This is a genomic window from Rhodoferax sediminis, assembly GCF_006970865.1.
Taxonomy (GTDB): Bacteria; Pseudomonadota; Gammaproteobacteria; order Burkholderiales; family Burkholderiaceae_C; genus Rhodoferax_A; species Rhodoferax_A sediminis.
Map to the genome: position 1 here is coordinate 3,982,811 of NZ_CP035503.1, position 16,707 is coordinate 3,999,517.

Genomic DNA, 16,707 nt, shown 5'->3' on the forward strand with positions numbered 1-16,707 from the left:
GGATAATAGTCGCATGAGCCATCCTCTCGTCGTCGTCCAGGGCCTGAGCAAACGCTACGGCGGCGCCGTGGTGGTCGATGACCTGTCCTTTGCCATTGCCCCCGGCGAATGCCTGGGCGTGATCGGGCCGAATGGCGCCGGCAAGACCACCACCATCCGCATGTGCCTGGGGCTGACGGCGCCCGACGCCGGCACCGTCCGCTATTTCCCCGATGGCGCCACGGCGCCGGGCTTGCAGATGCCGCGCGATGCGCTCGCCATCAAGGCGCAGCTGGGCGTGGTGAGCCAGTCCGACACGCTGGACCCGGACTTCAGCTGCTTCGAGAATCTGCTGGTGTATGGCCGCTACTTTGGCATGCGCGCGGCCGAGATTCGCCCGCGCATTCCGGCACTGCTGGACTTTGCCGCGCTGGCGCACAAGGCCGACAGCAAACCGGGCGAGCTGTCGGGCGGCATGCGCCGGCGCCTGAGCCTGGCCCGGGCCCTGGTCAACGACCCGCGCCTGCTGCTGCTCGACGAGCCCACCACCGGGCTCGACCCGCAGGCGCGCCACCTGATGTGGGAGCGGCTGCAGGTGCTGCTGCAACAAGGCAAGTCGATCCTGCTGACCACGCACTTCATGGACGAGGCCGAGCGCCTGTGCTCGCGCCTTCTGGTGCTGGACCACGGCCGGAAGATCGCCGAGGGCCGGCCGCGCGAGCTGATCGCCGAGTATCTGGAGCCGGACGTGGTCGAAGTCTATGGCGTAGGGGCCGCGGCCCTGCTCGATTCGCCGCTGAAGGCGCTGGCGGCACGCGTCGAACTCAGTGGCGAGACCGTGTTTTTCTACACGCACGATGCCCAGCCGCTGCTGGCCGCGCTGGCCACCTGGCCGCAGCTGCGCACGCTGCACCGCCCGGCGAACCTGGAGGACCTGTTCCTCAAGCTCACCGGCCGGCAAATCCGGGAGGACGGCTGATGACGAACATGAGCATTTGGCGCGTGCCCAATCTGTCGGCGCGCTGGTGGCCGGTGTTCCTGCGCAACCTGCTGGTGTGGCGCAAGCTGGCCATCCCCAGCCTGGTCGGCAACATCGCCGAGCCGCTGATATGGCTGGTGGCCTTTGGCTACGGCATGGGGGCGCTCGTAGGTCACGTGACCGTGGCCGGTGCGCAAGGCAGCGTGCAGATTCCCTACCTCCTGTTCCTGGCCAGCGGCTCTGTCTGTATGAGCGCGATGAACGCCGCCAGCTTCGAGGCGCTGTACTCGGCGTTCTCGCGCATGCATGTGCAAAAGACCTGGGACGGCATCATGAATGCGCCGGTGAACCTGGACAACATCGTGCTGGCCGAGATGCTGTGGGCCGCCTTCAAGGCGCTGTTCAGCGTGACCGCCATCCTGCTCGTGATCCTGGCCCTGAACATCAGCCACAGCCCCAAGCTGCTGGTGGCCTGGCCGGTGCTGCTGTGCGCGGGCATCACCTTCAGCTGCATCGCGCTGATCTTCAATGCCCTGGCGCAGGGCTACGACTTCTTCACCTACTACTTCACGCTGTTCCTCACGCCCATGATGTTCCTCAGCGGCGTGTTCTTTCCGCGCGAGCAGCTGCCCGGCCTGGTGCATACGCTCTCCAGCCTGCTGCCGCTGACGCATGCGGTGGAGCTGGTGCGCCCGCTGTTCATGGACCAGTGGCCGGCGCAGCCGCTGTTGCATGCGGGCGTGCTGGCCGCCTATACGCTGGTGACGTTCTGGATCGCGCTCGCGCTCACGCGCCGGCGCTTTCAGGGTTGAGTCGGATACTACTGTTTTGATAGCTGTCCGCGCACGACTGATAAGGGCTACAAGCCATTTTTGCTTATAAAATGCTCATGCGGCCTGCGCCGCGGCCTTGATCAGGTCGGCGGCCTTCTCGGCAATCATGATGGTCGGCGCATTCGTGTTTCCGCCCACCACGCGCGGCATGATGGAGGCGTCCACCACGCGCAGGCCGGCCACGCCGTGCACGCGCAGCTCGGCGTCCACCACGGCCAGCGCGTCGCGGCCCATGCGGCAGGTGCCGACCGGGTGGTAAATCGTGTCGGCATGGTTGCGGATGAACCGCTCGATCTGCTCGTCGGTGTGCGCGCCGGCGGAGGCCGGCATCTCCACACCGCGGTAGTCGGCCAGCACCGGCTGCGACAGGATGTGGCGCATCAGCCTGAAGCCGCGCAGCAGGCGGCTCAGGTCGTCCGGCTCGCCCAGGAAGTTCGGGTCGATCAGCGGCGCCGCCAGCGGGTCGGCGCTGGCCAGCTTCACGCTGCCGCGGCTTTTCGGGCGCAACAGGCACACATGGCATGAATAGCCGTGGCCGAAGCTGGTCGTGCGGCCGTGGTTCACCAGCTTGCCGATCACAAAGTGCAGCTGCAAATCCGGAATTGGCTCGCCCGGCTGGCTCTTGATGAAGCCGCCGGCTTCGGCAAAATTGGTGGTGAGCATGCCGCGGCGGTGGCGGCGCCACTCGAAAATGCCCTTGAGCGCGCGCAGCAGTCCGACCGGGGAAATACCGAACAGGTCCCTCAAGTGCGGCGCGTCCACCACCTGCACCACGTCCACGTGGTCGTGCAGGTTCTCTCCCACACCCGGCAGGTCGTGCACGGTGGCAATGCCGTGCTGCCGCAACTGTGCGCCGGGGCCGATGCCCGACAGCATCAGCACTTGCGGCGACTGCAGCGAGCCAGCGCACAGCAGCACCTCGCGCGTGGCCTTGATCTGTTCGAGCTGGCCACCACGGCGGTATTCCACGCCGACGGCGCGCCGGCCCTCGGTCAGGATGCGGGTGGTGGTCGCGCCGGTGATGACCTGCAGGTTGGGCCGCGACAGGTTCGGCGTGAGGTAGGCCTTGGCGGCGCTGCAGCGTTCGCCGTTTTTATGCGTGACCTGGTACATGCCCACGCCTTCCTGCTCGGCACCGTTGAAGTCGTGGTTCACGGCAAAGCCCGCCTCCCGCCCGGCGCGCACAAACACCGGGCCGAAGCGGTTCGGACTGCGCAGGTCCGCCACATTCAGCGGGCCGCCCGTGCCGTGCCAGGCATCGGCCCCGCGCTCGTTGTGCTCGGAGCGCCTGAAATACGGCAGCACCTCGTCAAAGCTCCAGCCCGGATTGCCCTGCGCGGCCCAATGGTCGTAGTCGCTATGGTGGCCGCGGGCGTAGATCATGGCGTTGATCGAGCTGGAGCCGCCCAGCACCTTGCCGCGCGGCTGGTAGCCGCGCCGCCCGTTCAGGCCGGGCTGCGGCACCGTCTCGAACGCCCAGTTGGCCTGCCCGTTCCTGGCCAGCAGCGCCAGTCCGGCCGGGCAGTGGATCAGCACGCTCTTGTCGACCGGGCCGGCCTCCAGCAGGCAGACCCGGATGGCCGGGTCCTCGCTCAGGCGCGCCGCCAGCACGCAGCCGGCGGAACCGCCGCCGATGATGATGTAGTCGAACATGCCTGTTTCCATGGGACTCCGCGGATCTGGTTTGTTTTTCTGGCCAGTGCGTACGTTACAACAAATGCCGCCATGAGCCGATAACATAGGCGGTTGACACATTTCAACCCTGGAAAAGGATCAACATGGACATTCGGACAGTGGGCATCATCGGCGCAGGCACCATGGGCAACGGCATTGCGCAGGCATGTGCCGTCTCGGGCATCGACGTGGTGATGGTGGACATCTCCGATGCGGCCGTCGATAAAGGCATTGCCACGATCGCCGGCAGCCTGGACCGCCTGATCAAGAAGGACAAGATCAGCGCGCTTGAGAAGGCCACGGCGCTGGCGCGCATCAAGGGCTCGGCCCGCTATGAAGACCTGAAATCCGCGCAACTGGTGATCGAGGCCGCCACCGAGAACTACGAACTCAAGCTCAAGATCCTGAAGCAGGCCGACGCGCTGCTCGCGCCCGAGGTGATCATCGCCTCCAACACCTCGTCGATCTCCATCACCAAACTGGCCGCCGCCACCTCGCGCCCTGACCGCTTCATCGGCATGCACTTTTTCAACCCGGTGCCGATGATGGCGCTGGTGGAAATCATCCGCGGCCTACAGACCAGCGATGCTACCCACGACGCGGTGCACGCCATGGCCACCGCGCTGGGCAAGTCGCCGATCACCGTGAAGAACGCGCCGGGCTTCGTGGTGAACCGCATCCTGGTGCCGATGATCAACGAAGCGTTTTTTGTGCTGGCCGAAGGGCTGGCCACGCCCGAAGACATCGATGCCGGCATGAAGCTGGGCTGCAACCAGCCGATCGGCCCGCTGGCGCTGGCCGACATGATCGGCCTGGACGTGTGCCTGGCGGTGATGGACGTCTACCTCACCGAGTTCGGCGACAGCAAGTACCGTCCGTGCCCGCTGCTGAAGGAAATGGTGGCCGCGGGACGGCTGGGCCGCAAGACCGGGCAAGGCGTTTACAAGTACTGAAAGAAGAGGCGCGCATGAGCACACAGGAACACCTTGAGGGCAGCATCGACTGCGAGGTGCTGGAGCACGTGCTGCTGATCAGCATCAACCGCCCGGCCAAGCGCAATGGCTTCACCCCGAAGATGTTCCGCGAGCTCGGCGAAGCCTATACGCGGCTGGACGACGACCCGGCGCTGCGCGTGGGGGTGCTGCACGCCATGGGCGAGCACTTCACCGCGGGACTGGATCTGCCGACCATCGCGCCGCTGATGCAGCGCGGCGAGAAGGCCGTGCCGCTGGGCCTGGTCGACCCCTTGAACCTTGGCATGGAGGGCTACCGGCGCCGCACCAAGCCGATGCTGGTGGCGGTCAAGGGAATCACCTACACACTGGGCATCGAGCTGATGCTGGCGGCCGACATCGTGGTCGCAGCCGACAACTGCCGCTTCTCGCAACTCGAAGTCAAGCGCGGCATCATGGCCACGGGCGGCGCCACGCTGCGCATGGCCGAGCGCGCGGGCCTGGGCAATGCGCTGCTGCATTTGCTGACCGGTGACGAGTTCGGCAGCGCCGAGGCACTGCGGCTGAACTTCGTGCAAAAGGTGGTGCCCGCGGGCCGGGAGCTGGACGAGGCGCTGCGCCTGGCACAGACCGTCGCCGCGCAGGCACCGCTGGCTGTGGTGGCCTCGCGGCTGAACGCGCTCAAGGCCGTCGAGCACGGCCCGCTGGTCGCGATGCATGAATTCATACCGGTACAGCGGCGACTGGCCAACAGCATTGATGCAGCCGAGGGCGTGCGCTCGTTCGCCGAAAAACGGCCTGCACGCTTTTCGGGCCGCTGATCCGGCGAATTGCCGGTTCGGTTGGGTTTATTTACAAAATTAAATTGCACACAATTTAATTGCTCACTATAATTCAGCCATGGCAACGCGAAAACTCGATCCCGACCAGGCCCTGCTGCTGGACAACCAGCTGTGCTTCGCGCTGTATTCCACCTCGCTGGCGATGACCAAGCTGTACAAACCGCTGCTCGATGGGCTCGGACTGACCTACCCGCAATATCTGGTCATGCTGGTGCTGTGGGAACGGGACGGGTTGACGGTGTCCGAGCTCGGCGAGCGCCTGTACCTCGACTCGGGCACGCTCACGCCGCTGCTCAAGCGGCTGGAGGCCGCCGGCTTGATCAGCCGCATCCGCGCGGTAACGGACGAGCGCCGCGTGCACCTCACGCTGACCGCGGCCGGACGCCGGCTCAAGGTCCGCGCCGCGAAGATTCCGGGCTGCATTCTCGATGCCAGCCAATGCTCGCTCTCCGAACTGGTCAGCCTCACCAAGCAGGTTCAGGCCCTGCGCCAGAGACTGGTCACCTGACGATTTCTCAACCCGCTTCATGCCCGAAGCACTATTTCCCAAAGGAGTCCCCATGCCTACGAAACTCGAGAAAGTCCTGTACACCGCCCACACTCACACCACCGGCGGGCGCGACAATGGCGCCGCGCGCTCAGACGATGGCCGCCTGGAGGTCAAGCTGTCGTCCCCGGGCGCGTCCGGCACCGGCACCAACCCCGAGCAGATGTTCGCGGCCGGCTACTCGGCCTGCTTTATCGGCGCCATCAAGGCGGTGGCCGGCAAGATGAAAGTCTCCGTGCCGGCCGACGTGGCGGTGGATGCGGAGGTGGATCTCGGCCCGATCCCGAACGCCTATGGCATCGCCGCGCGCCTGAAGGTCAGCCTGCCCGGCATGGAGCGCGCTGCCGCCCAGGCGCTGGTGGACGCTGCGCACCAGGTCTGCCCGTATTCGAATGCCACGCGCGGCAACATCGACGTGACCATCACGCTCGCGTAAACCAGCCCAGCTGTCACCCAGGCGGCCTGCCGGTGTTGAACCGGCGGGCCGTTTCGTTTAGGGTCGCCCCATGAACACCACCCTGCTCGTCCAGAAAAACCGGCTCAGCACCACGCGGTTGACTACCGCGCCAGATACCGCGCTTGCACCTGATCAGATTCGCGTCCAGGTAGACAAGTTCGCGCTGACCTCCAACAACATCACCTACGCCGCGTTCGGCGAGGCCATGAGCTACTGGGAGTTCTATCCCACGCACGAAGACGGCTGGGGCATCGTGCCCGTATGGGGCTTTGGTACGGTGGCGCAGTCACTGCACGCCGGCATCGCGGTGGGCGAGCGGCTGTACGGCTACTGGCCGATGGCAAGCAGCGCGGTGCTGTCGCCGACCCGGCTCTCACCAGGCAGTTTTGTCGACGGCGCCGCGCACCGTGCGCCGCTGCACGCGGTCTACAACCAGGTCATGCGCTGCGCCGCCGATCCGTTCTACAGCCCAGATACCGAAGACCTGCAGGCGCTGCTGCGGCCGCTGTTCATCACCTCGTGGCTGATCGACGACTTCCTGGCCGATAACGATTTTTTCCAGGCCGACGTGATGCTGCTGTCCAGCGCGTCGAGCAAAACCGCCTACGGCACGGCGTTCCAGCTCCAGAGGCGGCCGGGCATCGAGGTCGTGGGCCTGACCTCGGCCGGTAACCAGGCGTTTTGCGAGAGCCTGGGCTGCTACAGCCGGGTGCTGACGTACGAGCAGCTCGATCAGATCGCCGCCGAGGCGCCCTGCGTCTATATCGACTTTGCCGGCAGCGCGGAGTTGCGCCGCGCCATCCACACGCGCTTCGCTCACCTGAAGTTCAGCAGCTCGATCGGCGGCACGCACGTCGAGCAGCTCGGCGGCGCCAGGGACCTGCCAGGGCCGCGCGCCACGTTGTTCTTTGCCCCCGCGCAAATCAAGAAGCGGCACGCGGACTGGGGCGCCGAGGGCCTGGGCCAGCGGCTGCTGCAGGCCTGGCAGGGTTTTGTGCACCAGGTCAGCAACCCGGCCGCGCCGTGGCTCACGGTGGCACACCATCATGGCCCCGAGGCGGTGCAGGCCGCCTACGCGCAGGTACTGGCCGGGCACGGCGACCCACGTGTCGGGCAAATGCTGTCGCTATTAACCTGATAGCAAACTGCGCAAATAAATCAAGGGTTTGCAGGCTATTTCTTCCTGATACCCGTGCCCCGCGCTGCCCTGCCTCCGGGGCGGCGACAATCACCCCATGGCCGACCCGCACCCCTCCAGCGCTTCCCGCGCTTCCCGCGCCCTGACCCACCCCTACGAGACGCTGACGCCCGACGTGGTGATGGACGCGCTTGCCAGTGTCGGCCTGTACGGCGACGGCCGGCTGATGGCGCTGAGTTCGTACGAGAACCGTGTCTACCAGATCCACCTCGAAGACGGCGGCGCCGTGGTCGCCAAGTTCTACCGGCCCGGGCGCTGGAGCGAGGCGCAAATCCTCGAAGAACACGCCTTCGCGGCCGAGTTGATGGCGGCAGAAATCCCGGTCGTTGGGCCACTGGTGCTGGCCGATCGTACGCTGCACGCGTTCGCCGGCTTCGCCTTCAGCGTGAGCCCGAGCCGGGGCGGGCGAGCGCCCGAACTCGACGACTTCGAGGTGCTGGAGTGGATCGGCCGCTTCCTGGCGCGCATCCACACCGTGGGCGCGGCGCGGCTGTTTGCACACCGCCCGGCGCTGGACCTGCAAAGCTTTGGCACTGCCTCGCGCGACTGGCTGCTGGCGCATGACAAGATCCCGCTCGACGTACAAGGCGCGTGGCAGGCGGCTTGCACCGACGCTCTTGATTTGATAGCTGCCAGCGCAATGGAGACAAAGGCTACAGGCTCATTTGACACCGAACCGCTGCAATCCATCCGGCTGCACGGCGACTGTCACCCCGGCAATATCCTGTGGACGCCGACCGAGCGGCCCGGCGGCGGCCCGCATTTTGTCGACCTGGACGACGCGCGCAGCGGCCCGGCGGTGCAGGACCTGTGGATGCTGGTTTCAGGCGACCGGCGCCAGCGCACCGCGCAGCTCAGTGGGCTGCTCGACGGCTACGAGCAGTTCCGCGCGTTCGACCGGCGCGAGCTGGCCCTGATCGAGCCGCTGCGCACGCTGCGCCTGATCCACTACAGCGCCTGGCTGGCGCGGCGCTGGGCCGATCCGATCTTTCCGATCAACTTCCCGTGGTTCGGCTCCAGCGACTACTGGAAGGGCCAGGTCGACATGCTGCACGAGCAGATCGAGGCCATGCAGGAACCACCGCTGCTGGTCTGAAAAAATCATCCCGCTCCCTCTTTCATCTTTTCCGGAGAACGACGCCCATGAACCCCGTCACGATCTACCACAACCCGAAATGCGGCACCTCGCGCACCGTGCTGGGCCTGATTCGCGAGCACGGCATCGAGCCCGAGGTCATCGACTACCTGAAGCACCCGCCCGGCCGCGAGAAGCTGGTCGAACTCATCGCGCAGCTGAAGCTGCCGGTGCGCGAGGTGCTGCGCAGCAAGGAGGCTTTGTGCGTTGAGCTCGGGCTCGACAACCCCGCACTGTCGGACGACGCGCTGATCGATGTCATGGTGGCACACCCGATCCTGATGAACCGGCCGATCGTGGTCACGCCGCGCGGCACGCGGCTGTGCCGCCCGTCGGATATCGTGCTGGGGATCCTGCCGTAGCGCCGGCAAAAAAATCCTCATGAGCCAACCGTTGCCCGTCGCCCGCACCGCTCCACAACATTCCATCGCGCAACGTCGCGCGCTGCGCGCGGTCGCCCTGTTCGAGGCCCTCAAGGGCTCCGCCGCGCTGATTGCGATGATCGGTGTGATCGACCTGGAGCATCGCGATGTGAAGCATCTGGTGATTGACTTGATCGGCCGCTTCGGGTTGCAGCCGGACGAGCACTATCCATCGATTCTTTTGCACTACGCGGGGCTGTTGCCCGGTGCCAACCTGCACCTGCTCGCCATGCTGGCCGTCGCCTACGTCGCGCTGCGCTTCGCCGAAGCCTATGGGCTGTGGAATGACCGGGTCTGGGCCGAATGGCTGGGCGCGCTATCGGGCGGCCTGTATATCCCGCTCGAACTGCGCCATCTGCTGCACCAGCCGTCGATCATCAGCGCGGGCGTGCTGGCCGGCAACGTCTTCGTCGTCGGCCTGCTGGCGTATTACCTCTGGCAGCGGCGCGGCAGATGACTACTTGATGCGATGGCGCTCGACGTTGGGCAGGAATACCGTCAGCATGCCCAGCAGCGGCAGATAAGCGCACAGGCGATAGACATATTCGATGCCGTGCGTGTCGGCCAGGCTGCCGAGCACCGCGGCGCCGATGCCGCCCATGCCGAACGCGAAGCCGAAGAACATGCCCGAGACGGCGCCGACCTTGCCGGGCACCAGTTCCTGCGCGAACACCAGGATCGCCGAGAAGGCGGACGCGAGGATCAGGCCGATCACGAAGGTCAGCACGCCCGTCCACATCAGGTTCGCGTAGGGCAGCATCAGCGTGAACGGCGCCACGCCGAGAATGGACACCCAGATCACCAGCTTGCGCCCGATGCGGTCGCCGATGGGGCCGCCGAGCATGGTGCCGGCCGCCACCGCAAACAAGAACACGAACAGGTGCACCTGCGCCGACTGCACGGACAGGTGGAACTTGGCGATGAGGTAGAAGATGTAGTAGCTGGTGATGCTGGTCAGGTAAAAATACTTGGAGAAGATCAGCACCATCAGGACCAGGAAGGCCCATGCGACGGTGCGCCGCGGCAGCGGGCCGTACACGGCCGCGGCGGCTTTCTTCTTCCTGCCCACTCCGGCCAATTGTTGCTGCTTGTACCAGCCGCCGATTTTCCACAGCACGGTGATGGCCACCAGCGCGGCCAGCCCGAACCACGCCACGGCGTACTGGCCGCGCGGAATGATGATCGCCGCCGCGAGCAGCGGGCCGACGGCGCTGCCCATGTTGCCGCCGACCTGGAAGATCGATTGCGCCAGGCCATGCTGGCCGCCGGATGCCATGCGTGCGATGCGCGAGGATTCGGGGTGAAAGATGGAGGAGCCCGTCCCCACCAGCGCGGCCGCCAGCAGCACAACGCCAAAATTGGGCGCGATGGACAGCACCAGCAGCCCGATCAGCGTGGCGCCCATGCCAAACGCCAGGGAATAGGGCTTGGGGTGCTTGTCGGTATACAGGCCCACCACCGGCTGCAGCAGCGAGGCGGTGATCTGGTAGGTCAGCGTGATCAGGCCGATCTGCGTGAAGCTCAGGCTGAACTCGCCCTTGAGCAGGGGATAGATCGCCAGGATCAGCGACTGGATCATGTCGTTGAGGAAGTGCGAAAAGCTGATCGCACCCAGCACCCGAAAGCGGGTGGGGTCGTTCGTGCCCGGCGGTGCGGCGCTGGTCGCGATACTGTTGCTCATGGGCGGTGCTCTGGGTTCTGCGGATGGGAGGGAAAGTCGCCCATGAATCGTACGCGCCCGTCGCACGCCTGTCTCGCGAGAACGCGACGATTACCTGCGAGAAATGGCCATGATGCAGCTGGGTTGGCCGAATCAGGCCGCCCGCGCGCGGACTCTTCGGATTTCAGTCCCGGCGCGCCGGCAGCATGCGCTGCAGCACACCATCGCGCACGAACAGGTGGTGATAAAACGCCGCCGCCGCGTGCAACGCGATCAGCGCCAGCAACACCCACATCATGTAGGCATGGATATCGCCTGCGGTCAGTGCCCAGCGGGCCTTGGGGGCCGCGATGGCGGGCAGAGAAATGATGCCGAACACATTCACGGCAAGCTTGTGAGCGGATGCCGAGGCCCAGCCCAGGAACGGCCCGACCAGCAAAATGAAATAAAAAGCCAGGTGGGTTGCATGGGCAGCCCAGCGCTCCCACGCAGGCGAACCGGGCATGTCCAGCGGCGCCGGATAGAGCAATCGGTAAATAAAGCGGATCGCCATCACAACGAGGATCAGAACTCCGAACGAAAAGTGCAGGCCGATCAGCGTCGCCGGCACGGTGTCGGGCCCGATTTCGGGCATCAGGATCGCGGTCAGGAATTGCGTCAATACCAAAAGCACGACCAGCCAGTGCAGCAATTTCGCCGCCGGGCTGTACCCTTGAACGGCAAGGGCGCCTTGCGCTGGCCCGATGGAGCGTGAATTGTGGTCATGGAGCATGGCTATTCCTCGTGGCTGTTGAAGCGCATGCGTGAGAGCCGCACGGCCAGGGCGGCGGCAAAGCGGGTCTGTGCACCGTCCCCGGGTTTCATTAAACCCCATTTTTTCATGCGCCTCGCGATCGGCAACCGTGCAGTGCAGCGTAAGCCGTAACCCAGCCGCGGGTACAGCGAGCGCGCGGTACACCACGGCCTCGAAGAGGATGAGCGCGGCGCCGGGGTCGGGCTTCGTTGATCTCAGAACGAGCACTCGAAGCGAAGCTGCAGCACCCATGCGTTGGAAACGGATGGGTCAGTATTCGGATGCACGACGTACTGAATGTCCGGCTGAATCGCGAGATGCTTCGAGACCTGCGCCAGGTACGTCACCTCGATCGTGGTTTCAGCCCGTGTGGGAGTCAAGTCTTGCGCTTGCATCGAGCGAGCGTAGTGAGAGCCATTGTTCGCGCGAGCAATGGAAATTCCGATTTGATCAGCCTCTCTGCCCACGCCCCAACCCGAGCCGACCAGCCCCGCCCCCACATAGGAAGCGAACCGGTTCGTTCTCGCATCGGCCACGCCGATTTGGCCGAACGCGGCCACGTGCCTGCGCGACGAGCCGTCACGACCCACAAGCTCGCGCTCGCCGATGGCGTAGGCGCCCGAGGTGCCCCGACGCGCGACCGGATTTGCGGCCGAATCGACATCGCTGAGGTCCGCGTAGCGGCCCGAGTAGTGCCACAGACCCAGTGCGAGTTTGTCGTCGTACGGGCGCAGCGCCGAGAACCGGCCGATGCGGTCGCGCGCATCGCGAGGCACGGTGTCCGCTGCGCTTGCACGCGACAGGAAAGCGACCTCGGCCACTCCAAGCAACCCGTCGCCCTTTTGAAACACGGCATGCGAGCCGTCCGGCCGGGCGACCGGCACGCCATCCAGGAGGGCCGCCCGCAAAACGGTTCCCGGCCCTGGCTTCAGTGCGAAGCGAATTCCAGCCGACGTCCGAGGGAATATCGACGGGCCCTCGACTCCGCTTTGTGCAAATTCCGGACCCATGCCGAAGGAACTGTTCAGAAAGAGTCCGGCAGCCTGGAGGCGATAGAACTCGCTATTCAGGTCATAGATGCCCCCAAGCACCGACACGCTGCTTCCCTGGAAATTGTGCTGCAGCCATAGCTCCTCGATTTGACTACCGGCTGGACCCTCGATATTGCTGACACCCTGCGCGTCGCCCACCAACTGGCTGGGACGTCCGCCATGGATCGCCAACAGGTCGACGAAGCCCGTTGTGCCCAGCCATGGCGTCGATGCTCCCTTTGCCGTCAACTTGAGATGCAGGTTGCCGACATAGGTGCTCCCTCTGCGCAGGCCGCCTTGAAGATCACTGACCAGAGCGCCGTCGTAGGTCAGCGCGGGCGTCAGCCAGTCTCTGACAGGGTCGGCCGCGTCGGCTGCACCGGCAAACGCCTGACTCGCGGCGGCGAAGATGCCAACGCTGGTGATCGCGCAGCGCAAAAGCTTGCTGTGTCGCATATGCCAAGGGACTTAAACCAGCAGCATTTTGACGTGCCGCACGCCTTTGCAAGTCAAGGGGAAAACGGTCAGACCAGCAGCGCGTTGACCCGCTTCACATAGGCCGCCGGATCGTCGGGCAGGCCGCCTTCGGCCAGCAGGGCCTGGTCGAACAGGATGTTCGCCAGGTCGTGGAAGTGCACCGAGGCGCCGTCGCCGGCTGCCAGCTTCTTGACCAGCGGGTGCTCGGGGTTGACTTCGAGCACGGGCTTGACGTCGGGCATCGTCTGGCCGGCCTGCCTGAGCATGCGCGCGAGCTGGGTGCTCATGCCGTGCTCCTGCACCACCAGACAGGCCGGGCTGTCGACCAGGCGGCTGGTCACGCGCACGTCCTCGGCCTTGTCTTTCAGGGCATCCTTGAGTTTGGCCAGCACCGGCTTGAAGACCTCGGACGCTTCCTCAAACGCCTTCTTCTCGGCGTCGTCCTGCAGCTTGCCCAGGTCGACCGCCCCCCGCGCCACGGACTGCAGTGGCGTGCCGTCGAACTCGTGCAGGTGGCTCAGCGCCCACTCGTCCACGCGATCCGTCATCAAGAGCACCTCGATGCCCTTTTTCTTGAACACTTCGAGCTGCGGGCTGTTCTTGGCGCCGGCCAGGGTGTCGGCGGTGATGTAGTAGATCGCCTCCTGGCCCTCCTTCATGCGGGCCTTGTAGTCGGCCAGGCTCACGCTGGCCGTGTCGGAGCTGGTGGAGGCGTAGCGCAGCAGCTTGGCCAGGCGCTCGCGGTTGGCAAAGTCCTCGCCCAGGCCTTCCTTGAGCACGGCGCCGAACTCGGCGTAGAACTTGTCGTACTTGCCGGCGCCGGCCTTGTCTTCCTCGCTGGCATCGTCCGCTGGGCGATTGTTTTTGGCCAGGTCTTCCAGCATGGACAGGACGCGCTTGGTGCAGCCCTCGCGGATGGCCCGCACGTCGCGGCTTTCCTGCAGCAGTTCACGGCTCACGTTGAGCGGCAGATCGCTGGAATCGACCACGCCCTTGACGAAGCGCAGGTACACCGGCATCAGCGCCTCGGCGTCGTCCATGATGAACACGCGCTTGACATAGAGCTTGATGCCGGCGGCCTTGTCGCGGTTGAACAGGTCCAGCGGCGCCTTGGACGGGATGTACAGCAGCTGCGTGTATTCGGTGCTGCCCTCGACGCGGTTGTGCGTGTAGGCGAGCGGCGCCTCGTGGTCATGGCTGATCTGTTTGTAGAACTCTGCGTAGTGCTCAGGCGTGATGTCCTTCTTCGGCCGCGTCCACAGCGCGCTGGCCTGGTTCACGGTTTCCCACTCGTCGGTGGTGACCATCTCGCCGCCCTTGCCCTCTTCACCCTCTTTCCATTCCTCTTTCTGCATGAGGATGGGCAGGCTGATGTGGTCGGAGTACTTGTTGATGATGCCCTTGAGCTTCCACGCGCTCAAGTAGTCCTGCGCGTCCTCGCGCAGGTGCAGGGTCACGCTGGTGCCGCGCGCCGCGCGCGTGATGTTCTCCACCTCGAAGGCACCGCCGCCGCTGGCGCCGCCGTCGCTGACCCAGCGCACGGCCTGATCCGCCGGCAGGCCGGCGCGGCGCGACTCCACCGTGATCTTGTCGGCCACGATGAAGCCCGAGTAAAAACCCACGCCGAACTGGCCGATGAGCTGGCCCTGCTCGTCCGCCTGGGCCTTCTGGTCGCCGCTGAGCCTGCTGACAAAGTCGCGCGTGCCGCTCTTGGCGATAGTGCCCAGGTTGTCGATGGCCTCCTGCTGCGACAGGCCGATGCCGTTGTCGGTGATGGTCAGCGTGCGGGCGGTCTTGTCGACACTCACGCGCACCTCGAGATTCGGCGCGTCCTCCAGCAGCGCCGGGCTGTTCAGCGCCTCGTAGCGCAGTTTGTCGCAGGCATCGGAGGCGTTGGAGATCAGCTCGCGCAGGAAAATTTCCTTGTTGGAATACAGCGAATGCGTGACGAGGTGCAGCAACTGGGCGACTTCGGCCTGGAAGGAAAGTGTCTGTTTGGTCATGGTGTCGTCAAAGTTTGAAAAAGGAAGCTGTCCACAAATAGGGGCGCCGGCCCCGGACTTCAAGGTCCGGCCGTGGCCGCCGCTGGTTCAGAACCGCTCGTGCGGCGCCAGGTAACGCCACTGTCCGACCGGCAGATGGCCGAGCACCACGCGCCCGATGCGGACGCGCTTGAGGCCTACCACCTTGAGGCCGACCTGCTCGCACATGCGCCGGATCTGGCGTTTTTTGCCCTCCGTCAGCACAAAACGCAGCTGCTCGGGGTTCTGCCACTCGACCTGCGCCGGCTTGAGGAGCTGGCCGTCCAGACTCAGGCCGTAGCGCAGGCGCGCCAGCTGTTCGGCGGGGAACGCGGCCTGCACATTGGTGACGGTCTCGCCCAGGCTGACGCGCACCAGGTATTCCTTGTCCATCACCGAGTCCTCGCCGATCAGCTGGCGCGCCACGCGGCCGTCCTGCGTCAGCACCAGCAGGCCGATCGAGTCGATGTCGAGCCGCCCCGCCGGTGCCAGGCCGCGCAACTGCGAGGGATGGAAGAAGAAGCGCGCGTTGTCGTCCGGCCAGCGGTTCTGCGCGGTCACCAGGGTCACCGCCGGCTGATGCCCGTCTTCGGCCTGGCCACTGACATAGCCCATGGGCTTGTTGAGCAGGATGGTGACCTGCGTGGCCTGGTGGCCCTGGGCCTTTTTGTCGATCTCGATGCGGTCGCTGTGTTTGACCTGCAGGCCCATGGGCGCGATCTCGCCGTTGACCTTGACCCAGCCCTTGTCGATCCAGTCGTCGGCCTCGCGGCGCGAACACAGGCCGAGCTCGGCCATGCGCTTGTTCAACCGGGTCGTGGTGGCGCCAGACGCCGCCACGCGCACGCCCGGGCCGGTGGCGTTCAGCGGCGGCGGCTTGTTGCCGGGGGGCGGCGCACGGCGGAACGCGGGAGGGGGTTTGGAATCGGTCATGTGCTATATATTTCGTAGCTACTTGCGCAATGGTGGCAAAGGCTATACGTCATTTTCTCTCAAATTCTCAGGCATCCCCCGCGACCAGCCGGTAGCCCACCGCCGTTTCCGTCAGCAGGTGCCGCGGCTGCGCCGGGTCAAGCTCCAGCTTTTGCCGCAAATGCCCCATGTAGATGCGCAGGTAGTGGCTCTGCTCGGCATGCGACGGGCCCCAGACTTCACGCAGGAGCTGGCGGTGCGTCAGCACACGGCCCACGTTGGCCACCAGCACCAGCAGCAGGCGGTATTCGATCGGCGTGAGATGCACCTCCGCCCCGCCGCGGGTCACCCGGCGGGCCTGCCGGTCCACCGCCACGTCGCCAAAGCGGAACACCGGATCGCTCTCCACGGCGCCGGCCGCGCGCGGGCGGCGCAGGTTGGCGCGCACCCGCGCCAGCAGTTCGCCGACGCCGAATGGCTTGGTCAGGTAGTCGTCGGCACCGGCATCGAGCGCGGCCACCTTGTCGGCCTCATCCTGCCGCGCCGACAGCACGATGATGGGCACGCCCGACCAGCCGCGCACATCGCGGATCACGTCCAGCCCATCGCCGTCGGGCAGGCCCAGGTCGAGCACCAGCAGATCGGGCTTGCGCGTGCCGGCTTCGCTCAGGCCACGCCGGGCCGTCTCGGCCTCATGCACCTGCCAGCCTTCGGCCTCGAGCGCGGCCCGCACAAAGCGGCGAATTTGCGGCTCGTCTTCAATGACGACGGCGATCGGACTCGGCATGATGGGG

Annotated in this window: 16 protein-coding genes and 1 pseudogene; 10 read left to right on the plus strand and 7 right to left on the minus strand. The window is 65.6% G+C overall.

What is annotated here, in order from left to right; translation table 11 throughout:
• Nucleotides 1-13 precede the first annotated feature (13 nt).
• Both EUB48_RS19190 and EUB48_RS19195 read left to right on the plus strand, forming a co-directional pair.
• Nucleotides 14-958, plus strand: coding sequence for an ATP-binding cassette domain-containing protein (locus EUB48_RS19190; RefSeq protein WP_142820686.1), 945 nt, complete (start codon nucleotides 14-16; stop codon nucleotides 956-958).
• Nucleotides 958-1,770, plus strand: a complete 813-nt coding sequence (locus EUB48_RS19195) for an ABC transporter permease (RefSeq protein ID WP_142820687.1) — start codon at nucleotides 958-960, stop codon at nucleotides 1,768-1,770. The genes EUB48_RS19190 and EUB48_RS19195 overlap by 1 nt, the downstream gene beginning before the upstream one ends.
• A gap of 75 nt (nucleotides 1,771-1,845) precedes the next feature.
• On the opposite strand, the gene EUB48_RS19200 is transcribed toward EUB48_RS19195, so the two are convergent.
• The gene (locus tag EUB48_RS19200; protein WP_142820688.1) at nucleotides 1,846-3,444 is read right to left on the minus strand and encodes a GMC family oxidoreductase; all 1,599 of its coding nucleotides are present in this window, start codon (nucleotides 3,442-3,444) and stop codon (nucleotides 1,846-1,848) included.
• A 125-nt stretch (nucleotides 3,445-3,569) separates the two neighbouring features.
• Between EUB48_RS19200 and EUB48_RS19205 the strand changes: the two genes are divergently transcribed.
• From EUB48_RS19205 to EUB48_RS19240, 8 genes and pseudogenes are all read left to right on the plus strand, one after another.
• Nucleotides 3,570-4,418: a 3-hydroxybutyryl-CoA dehydrogenase gene (locus EUB48_RS19205; RefSeq protein WP_142820689.1), complete on the plus strand. Its 849-nt coding sequence runs from the start codon at nucleotides 3,570-3,572 to the stop codon at nucleotides 4,416-4,418.
• Between the two features lie 14 nt (nucleotides 4,419-4,432).
• On the plus strand, nucleotides 4,433-5,239 hold the full coding sequence (locus EUB48_RS19210; protein WP_142820690.1) for a crotonase/enoyl-CoA hydratase family protein: 807 nt from the start codon (nucleotides 4,433-4,435) through the stop codon (nucleotides 5,237-5,239).
• Nucleotides 5,240-5,318: 79 nt separating this feature from the next.
• Nucleotides 5,319-5,768, plus strand: coding sequence for a MarR family winged helix-turn-helix transcriptional regulator (locus EUB48_RS19215; RefSeq protein ID WP_142820691.1), 450 nt, complete (start codon nucleotides 5,319-5,321; stop codon nucleotides 5,766-5,768).
• A 52-nt stretch (nucleotides 5,769-5,820) separates the two neighbouring features.
• On the plus strand, nucleotides 5,821-6,243 hold the full coding sequence (locus EUB48_RS19220) for an organic hydroperoxide resistance protein (protein WP_142820692.1): 423 nt from the start codon (nucleotides 5,821-5,823) through the stop codon (nucleotides 6,241-6,243).
• A gap of 70 nt (nucleotides 6,244-6,313) precedes the next feature.
• Nucleotides 6,314-7,402 carry a DUF2855 family protein gene (locus tag EUB48_RS19225; RefSeq protein WP_142820693.1) on the plus strand — a complete coding sequence of 363 codons (1,089 nt, stop codon included), beginning with the start codon at nucleotides 6,314-6,316 and terminating at the stop codon, nucleotides 7,400-7,402.
• Nucleotides 7,403-7,499: 97 nt separating this feature from the next.
• Nucleotides 7,500-8,558 carry a serine/threonine protein kinase gene (locus EUB48_RS19230; protein WP_142820694.1) on the plus strand — a complete coding sequence of 353 codons (1,059 nt, stop codon included), beginning with the start codon at nucleotides 7,500-7,502 and terminating at the stop codon, nucleotides 8,556-8,558.
• 47 nt (nucleotides 8,559-8,605) lie between these two features.
• Nucleotides 8,606-8,956: pseudogene (gene arsC / locus EUB48_RS19235) on the plus strand (arsenate reductase (glutaredoxin)); the annotation flags it as partial.
• A gap of 22 nt (nucleotides 8,957-8,978) precedes the next feature.
• The gene (locus tag EUB48_RS19240; protein ID WP_142820696.1) at nucleotides 8,979-9,476 is read left to right on the plus strand and encodes a DUF2127 domain-containing protein; all 498 of its coding nucleotides are present in this window, start codon (nucleotides 8,979-8,981) and stop codon (nucleotides 9,474-9,476) included.
• Here the strand turns inward: EUB48_RS19240 and EUB48_RS19245 are convergent, their stop codons facing one another.
• From EUB48_RS19245 to kdpE, 6 genes are all read right to left on the minus strand, one after another.
• Nucleotides 9,477-10,700 carry an MFS transporter gene (locus EUB48_RS19245; RefSeq protein WP_142820697.1) on the minus strand — a complete coding sequence of 408 codons (1,224 nt, stop codon included), beginning with the start codon at nucleotides 10,698-10,700 and terminating at the stop codon, nucleotides 9,477-9,479.
• A gap of 163 nt (nucleotides 10,701-10,863) precedes the next feature.
• On the minus strand, nucleotides 10,864-11,700 hold the full coding sequence (locus EUB48_RS19250) for a cytochrome b/b6 domain-containing protein (protein WP_168226785.1): 837 nt from the start codon (nucleotides 11,698-11,700) through the stop codon (nucleotides 10,864-10,866).
• Nucleotides 11,688-12,959: a carbohydrate porin gene (locus EUB48_RS19255; protein ID WP_142820699.1), complete on the minus strand. Its 1,272-nt coding sequence runs from the start codon at nucleotides 12,957-12,959 to the stop codon at nucleotides 11,688-11,690. The genes EUB48_RS19250 and EUB48_RS19255 overlap by 13 nt, the downstream gene beginning before the upstream one ends.
• A 68-nt stretch (nucleotides 12,960-13,027) precedes the next feature.
• Complete coding sequence (gene htpG / locus EUB48_RS19260; RefSeq protein WP_142820700.1) at nucleotides 13,028-14,983, minus strand: molecular chaperone HtpG; 1,956 nt, start codon at nucleotides 14,981-14,983, stop codon at nucleotides 13,028-13,030.
• An 87-nt stretch (nucleotides 14,984-15,070) separates the two neighbouring features.
• Nucleotides 15,071-15,934, minus strand: coding sequence for a pseudouridine synthase (locus tag EUB48_RS19265; RefSeq protein WP_142820701.1), 864 nt, complete (start codon nucleotides 15,932-15,934; stop codon nucleotides 15,071-15,073).
• Nucleotides 15,935-16,001: 67 nt separating this feature from the next.
• The gene (gene kdpE, locus EUB48_RS19270) at nucleotides 16,002-16,700 is read right to left on the minus strand and encodes a two-component system response regulator KdpE (RefSeq protein WP_142820702.1); all 699 of its coding nucleotides are present in this window, start codon (nucleotides 16,698-16,700) and stop codon (nucleotides 16,002-16,004) included.
• Nucleotides 16,701-16,707 lie beyond the last annotated feature (7 nt).

Bases quoted from the DNA above. Each gene is read 5' to 3' on its own strand.
- EUB48_RS19190 (WP_142820686.1), top strand. From the start codon at position 14: ATGAGCCATCCTCTCGTCGTCGTCCAGGGCCTGAGCAAACGCTACGGC.
- EUB48_RS19195 (WP_142820687.1), top strand. From the start codon at position 958: ATGACGAACATGAGCATTTGGCGCGTGCCCAATCTGTCGGCGCGCTGG.
- EUB48_RS19200 (WP_142820688.1), bottom strand. From the start codon at position 3,444: ATGTTCGACTACATCATCATCGGCGGCGGTTCCGCCGGCTGCGTGCTG.
- EUB48_RS19205 (WP_142820689.1), top strand. From the start codon at position 3,570: ATGGACATTCGGACAGTGGGCATCATCGGCGCAGGCACCATGGGCAAC.
- EUB48_RS19210 (WP_142820690.1), top strand. From the start codon at position 4,433: ATGAGCACACAGGAACACCTTGAGGGCAGCATCGACTGCGAGGTGCTG.
- EUB48_RS19215 (WP_142820691.1), top strand. From the start codon at position 5,319: ATGGCAACGCGAAAACTCGATCCCGACCAGGCCCTGCTGCTGGACAAC.
- EUB48_RS19220 (WP_142820692.1), top strand. From the start codon at position 5,821: ATGCCTACGAAACTCGAGAAAGTCCTGTACACCGCCCACACTCACACC.
- EUB48_RS19225 (WP_142820693.1), top strand. From the start codon at position 6,314: ATGAACACCACCCTGCTCGTCCAGAAAAACCGGCTCAGCACCACGCGG.
- EUB48_RS19230 (WP_142820694.1), top strand. From the start codon at position 7,500: ATGGCCGACCCGCACCCCTCCAGCGCTTCCCGCGCTTCCCGCGCCCTG.
- EUB48_RS19240 (WP_142820696.1), top strand. From the start codon at position 8,979: ATGAGCCAACCGTTGCCCGTCGCCCGCACCGCTCCACAACATTCCATC.
- EUB48_RS19245 (WP_142820697.1), bottom strand. From the start codon at position 10,700: ATGAGCAACAGTATCGCGACCAGCGCCGCACCGCCGGGCACGAACGAC.
- EUB48_RS19255 (WP_142820699.1), bottom strand. From the start codon at position 12,959: ATGCGACACAGCAAGCTTTTGCGCTGCGCGATCACCAGCGTTGGCATC.
- htpG (WP_142820700.1), bottom strand. From the start codon at position 14,983: ATGACCAAACAGACACTTTCCTTCCAGGCCGAAGTCGCCCAGTTGCTG.
- EUB48_RS19265 (WP_142820701.1), bottom strand. From the start codon at position 15,934: ATGACCGATTCCAAACCCCCTCCCGCGTTCCGCCGTGCGCCGCCCCCC.
- kdpE (WP_142820702.1), bottom strand. From the start codon at position 16,700: ATGCCGAGTCCGATCGCCGTCGTCATTGAAGACGAGCCGCAAATTCGC.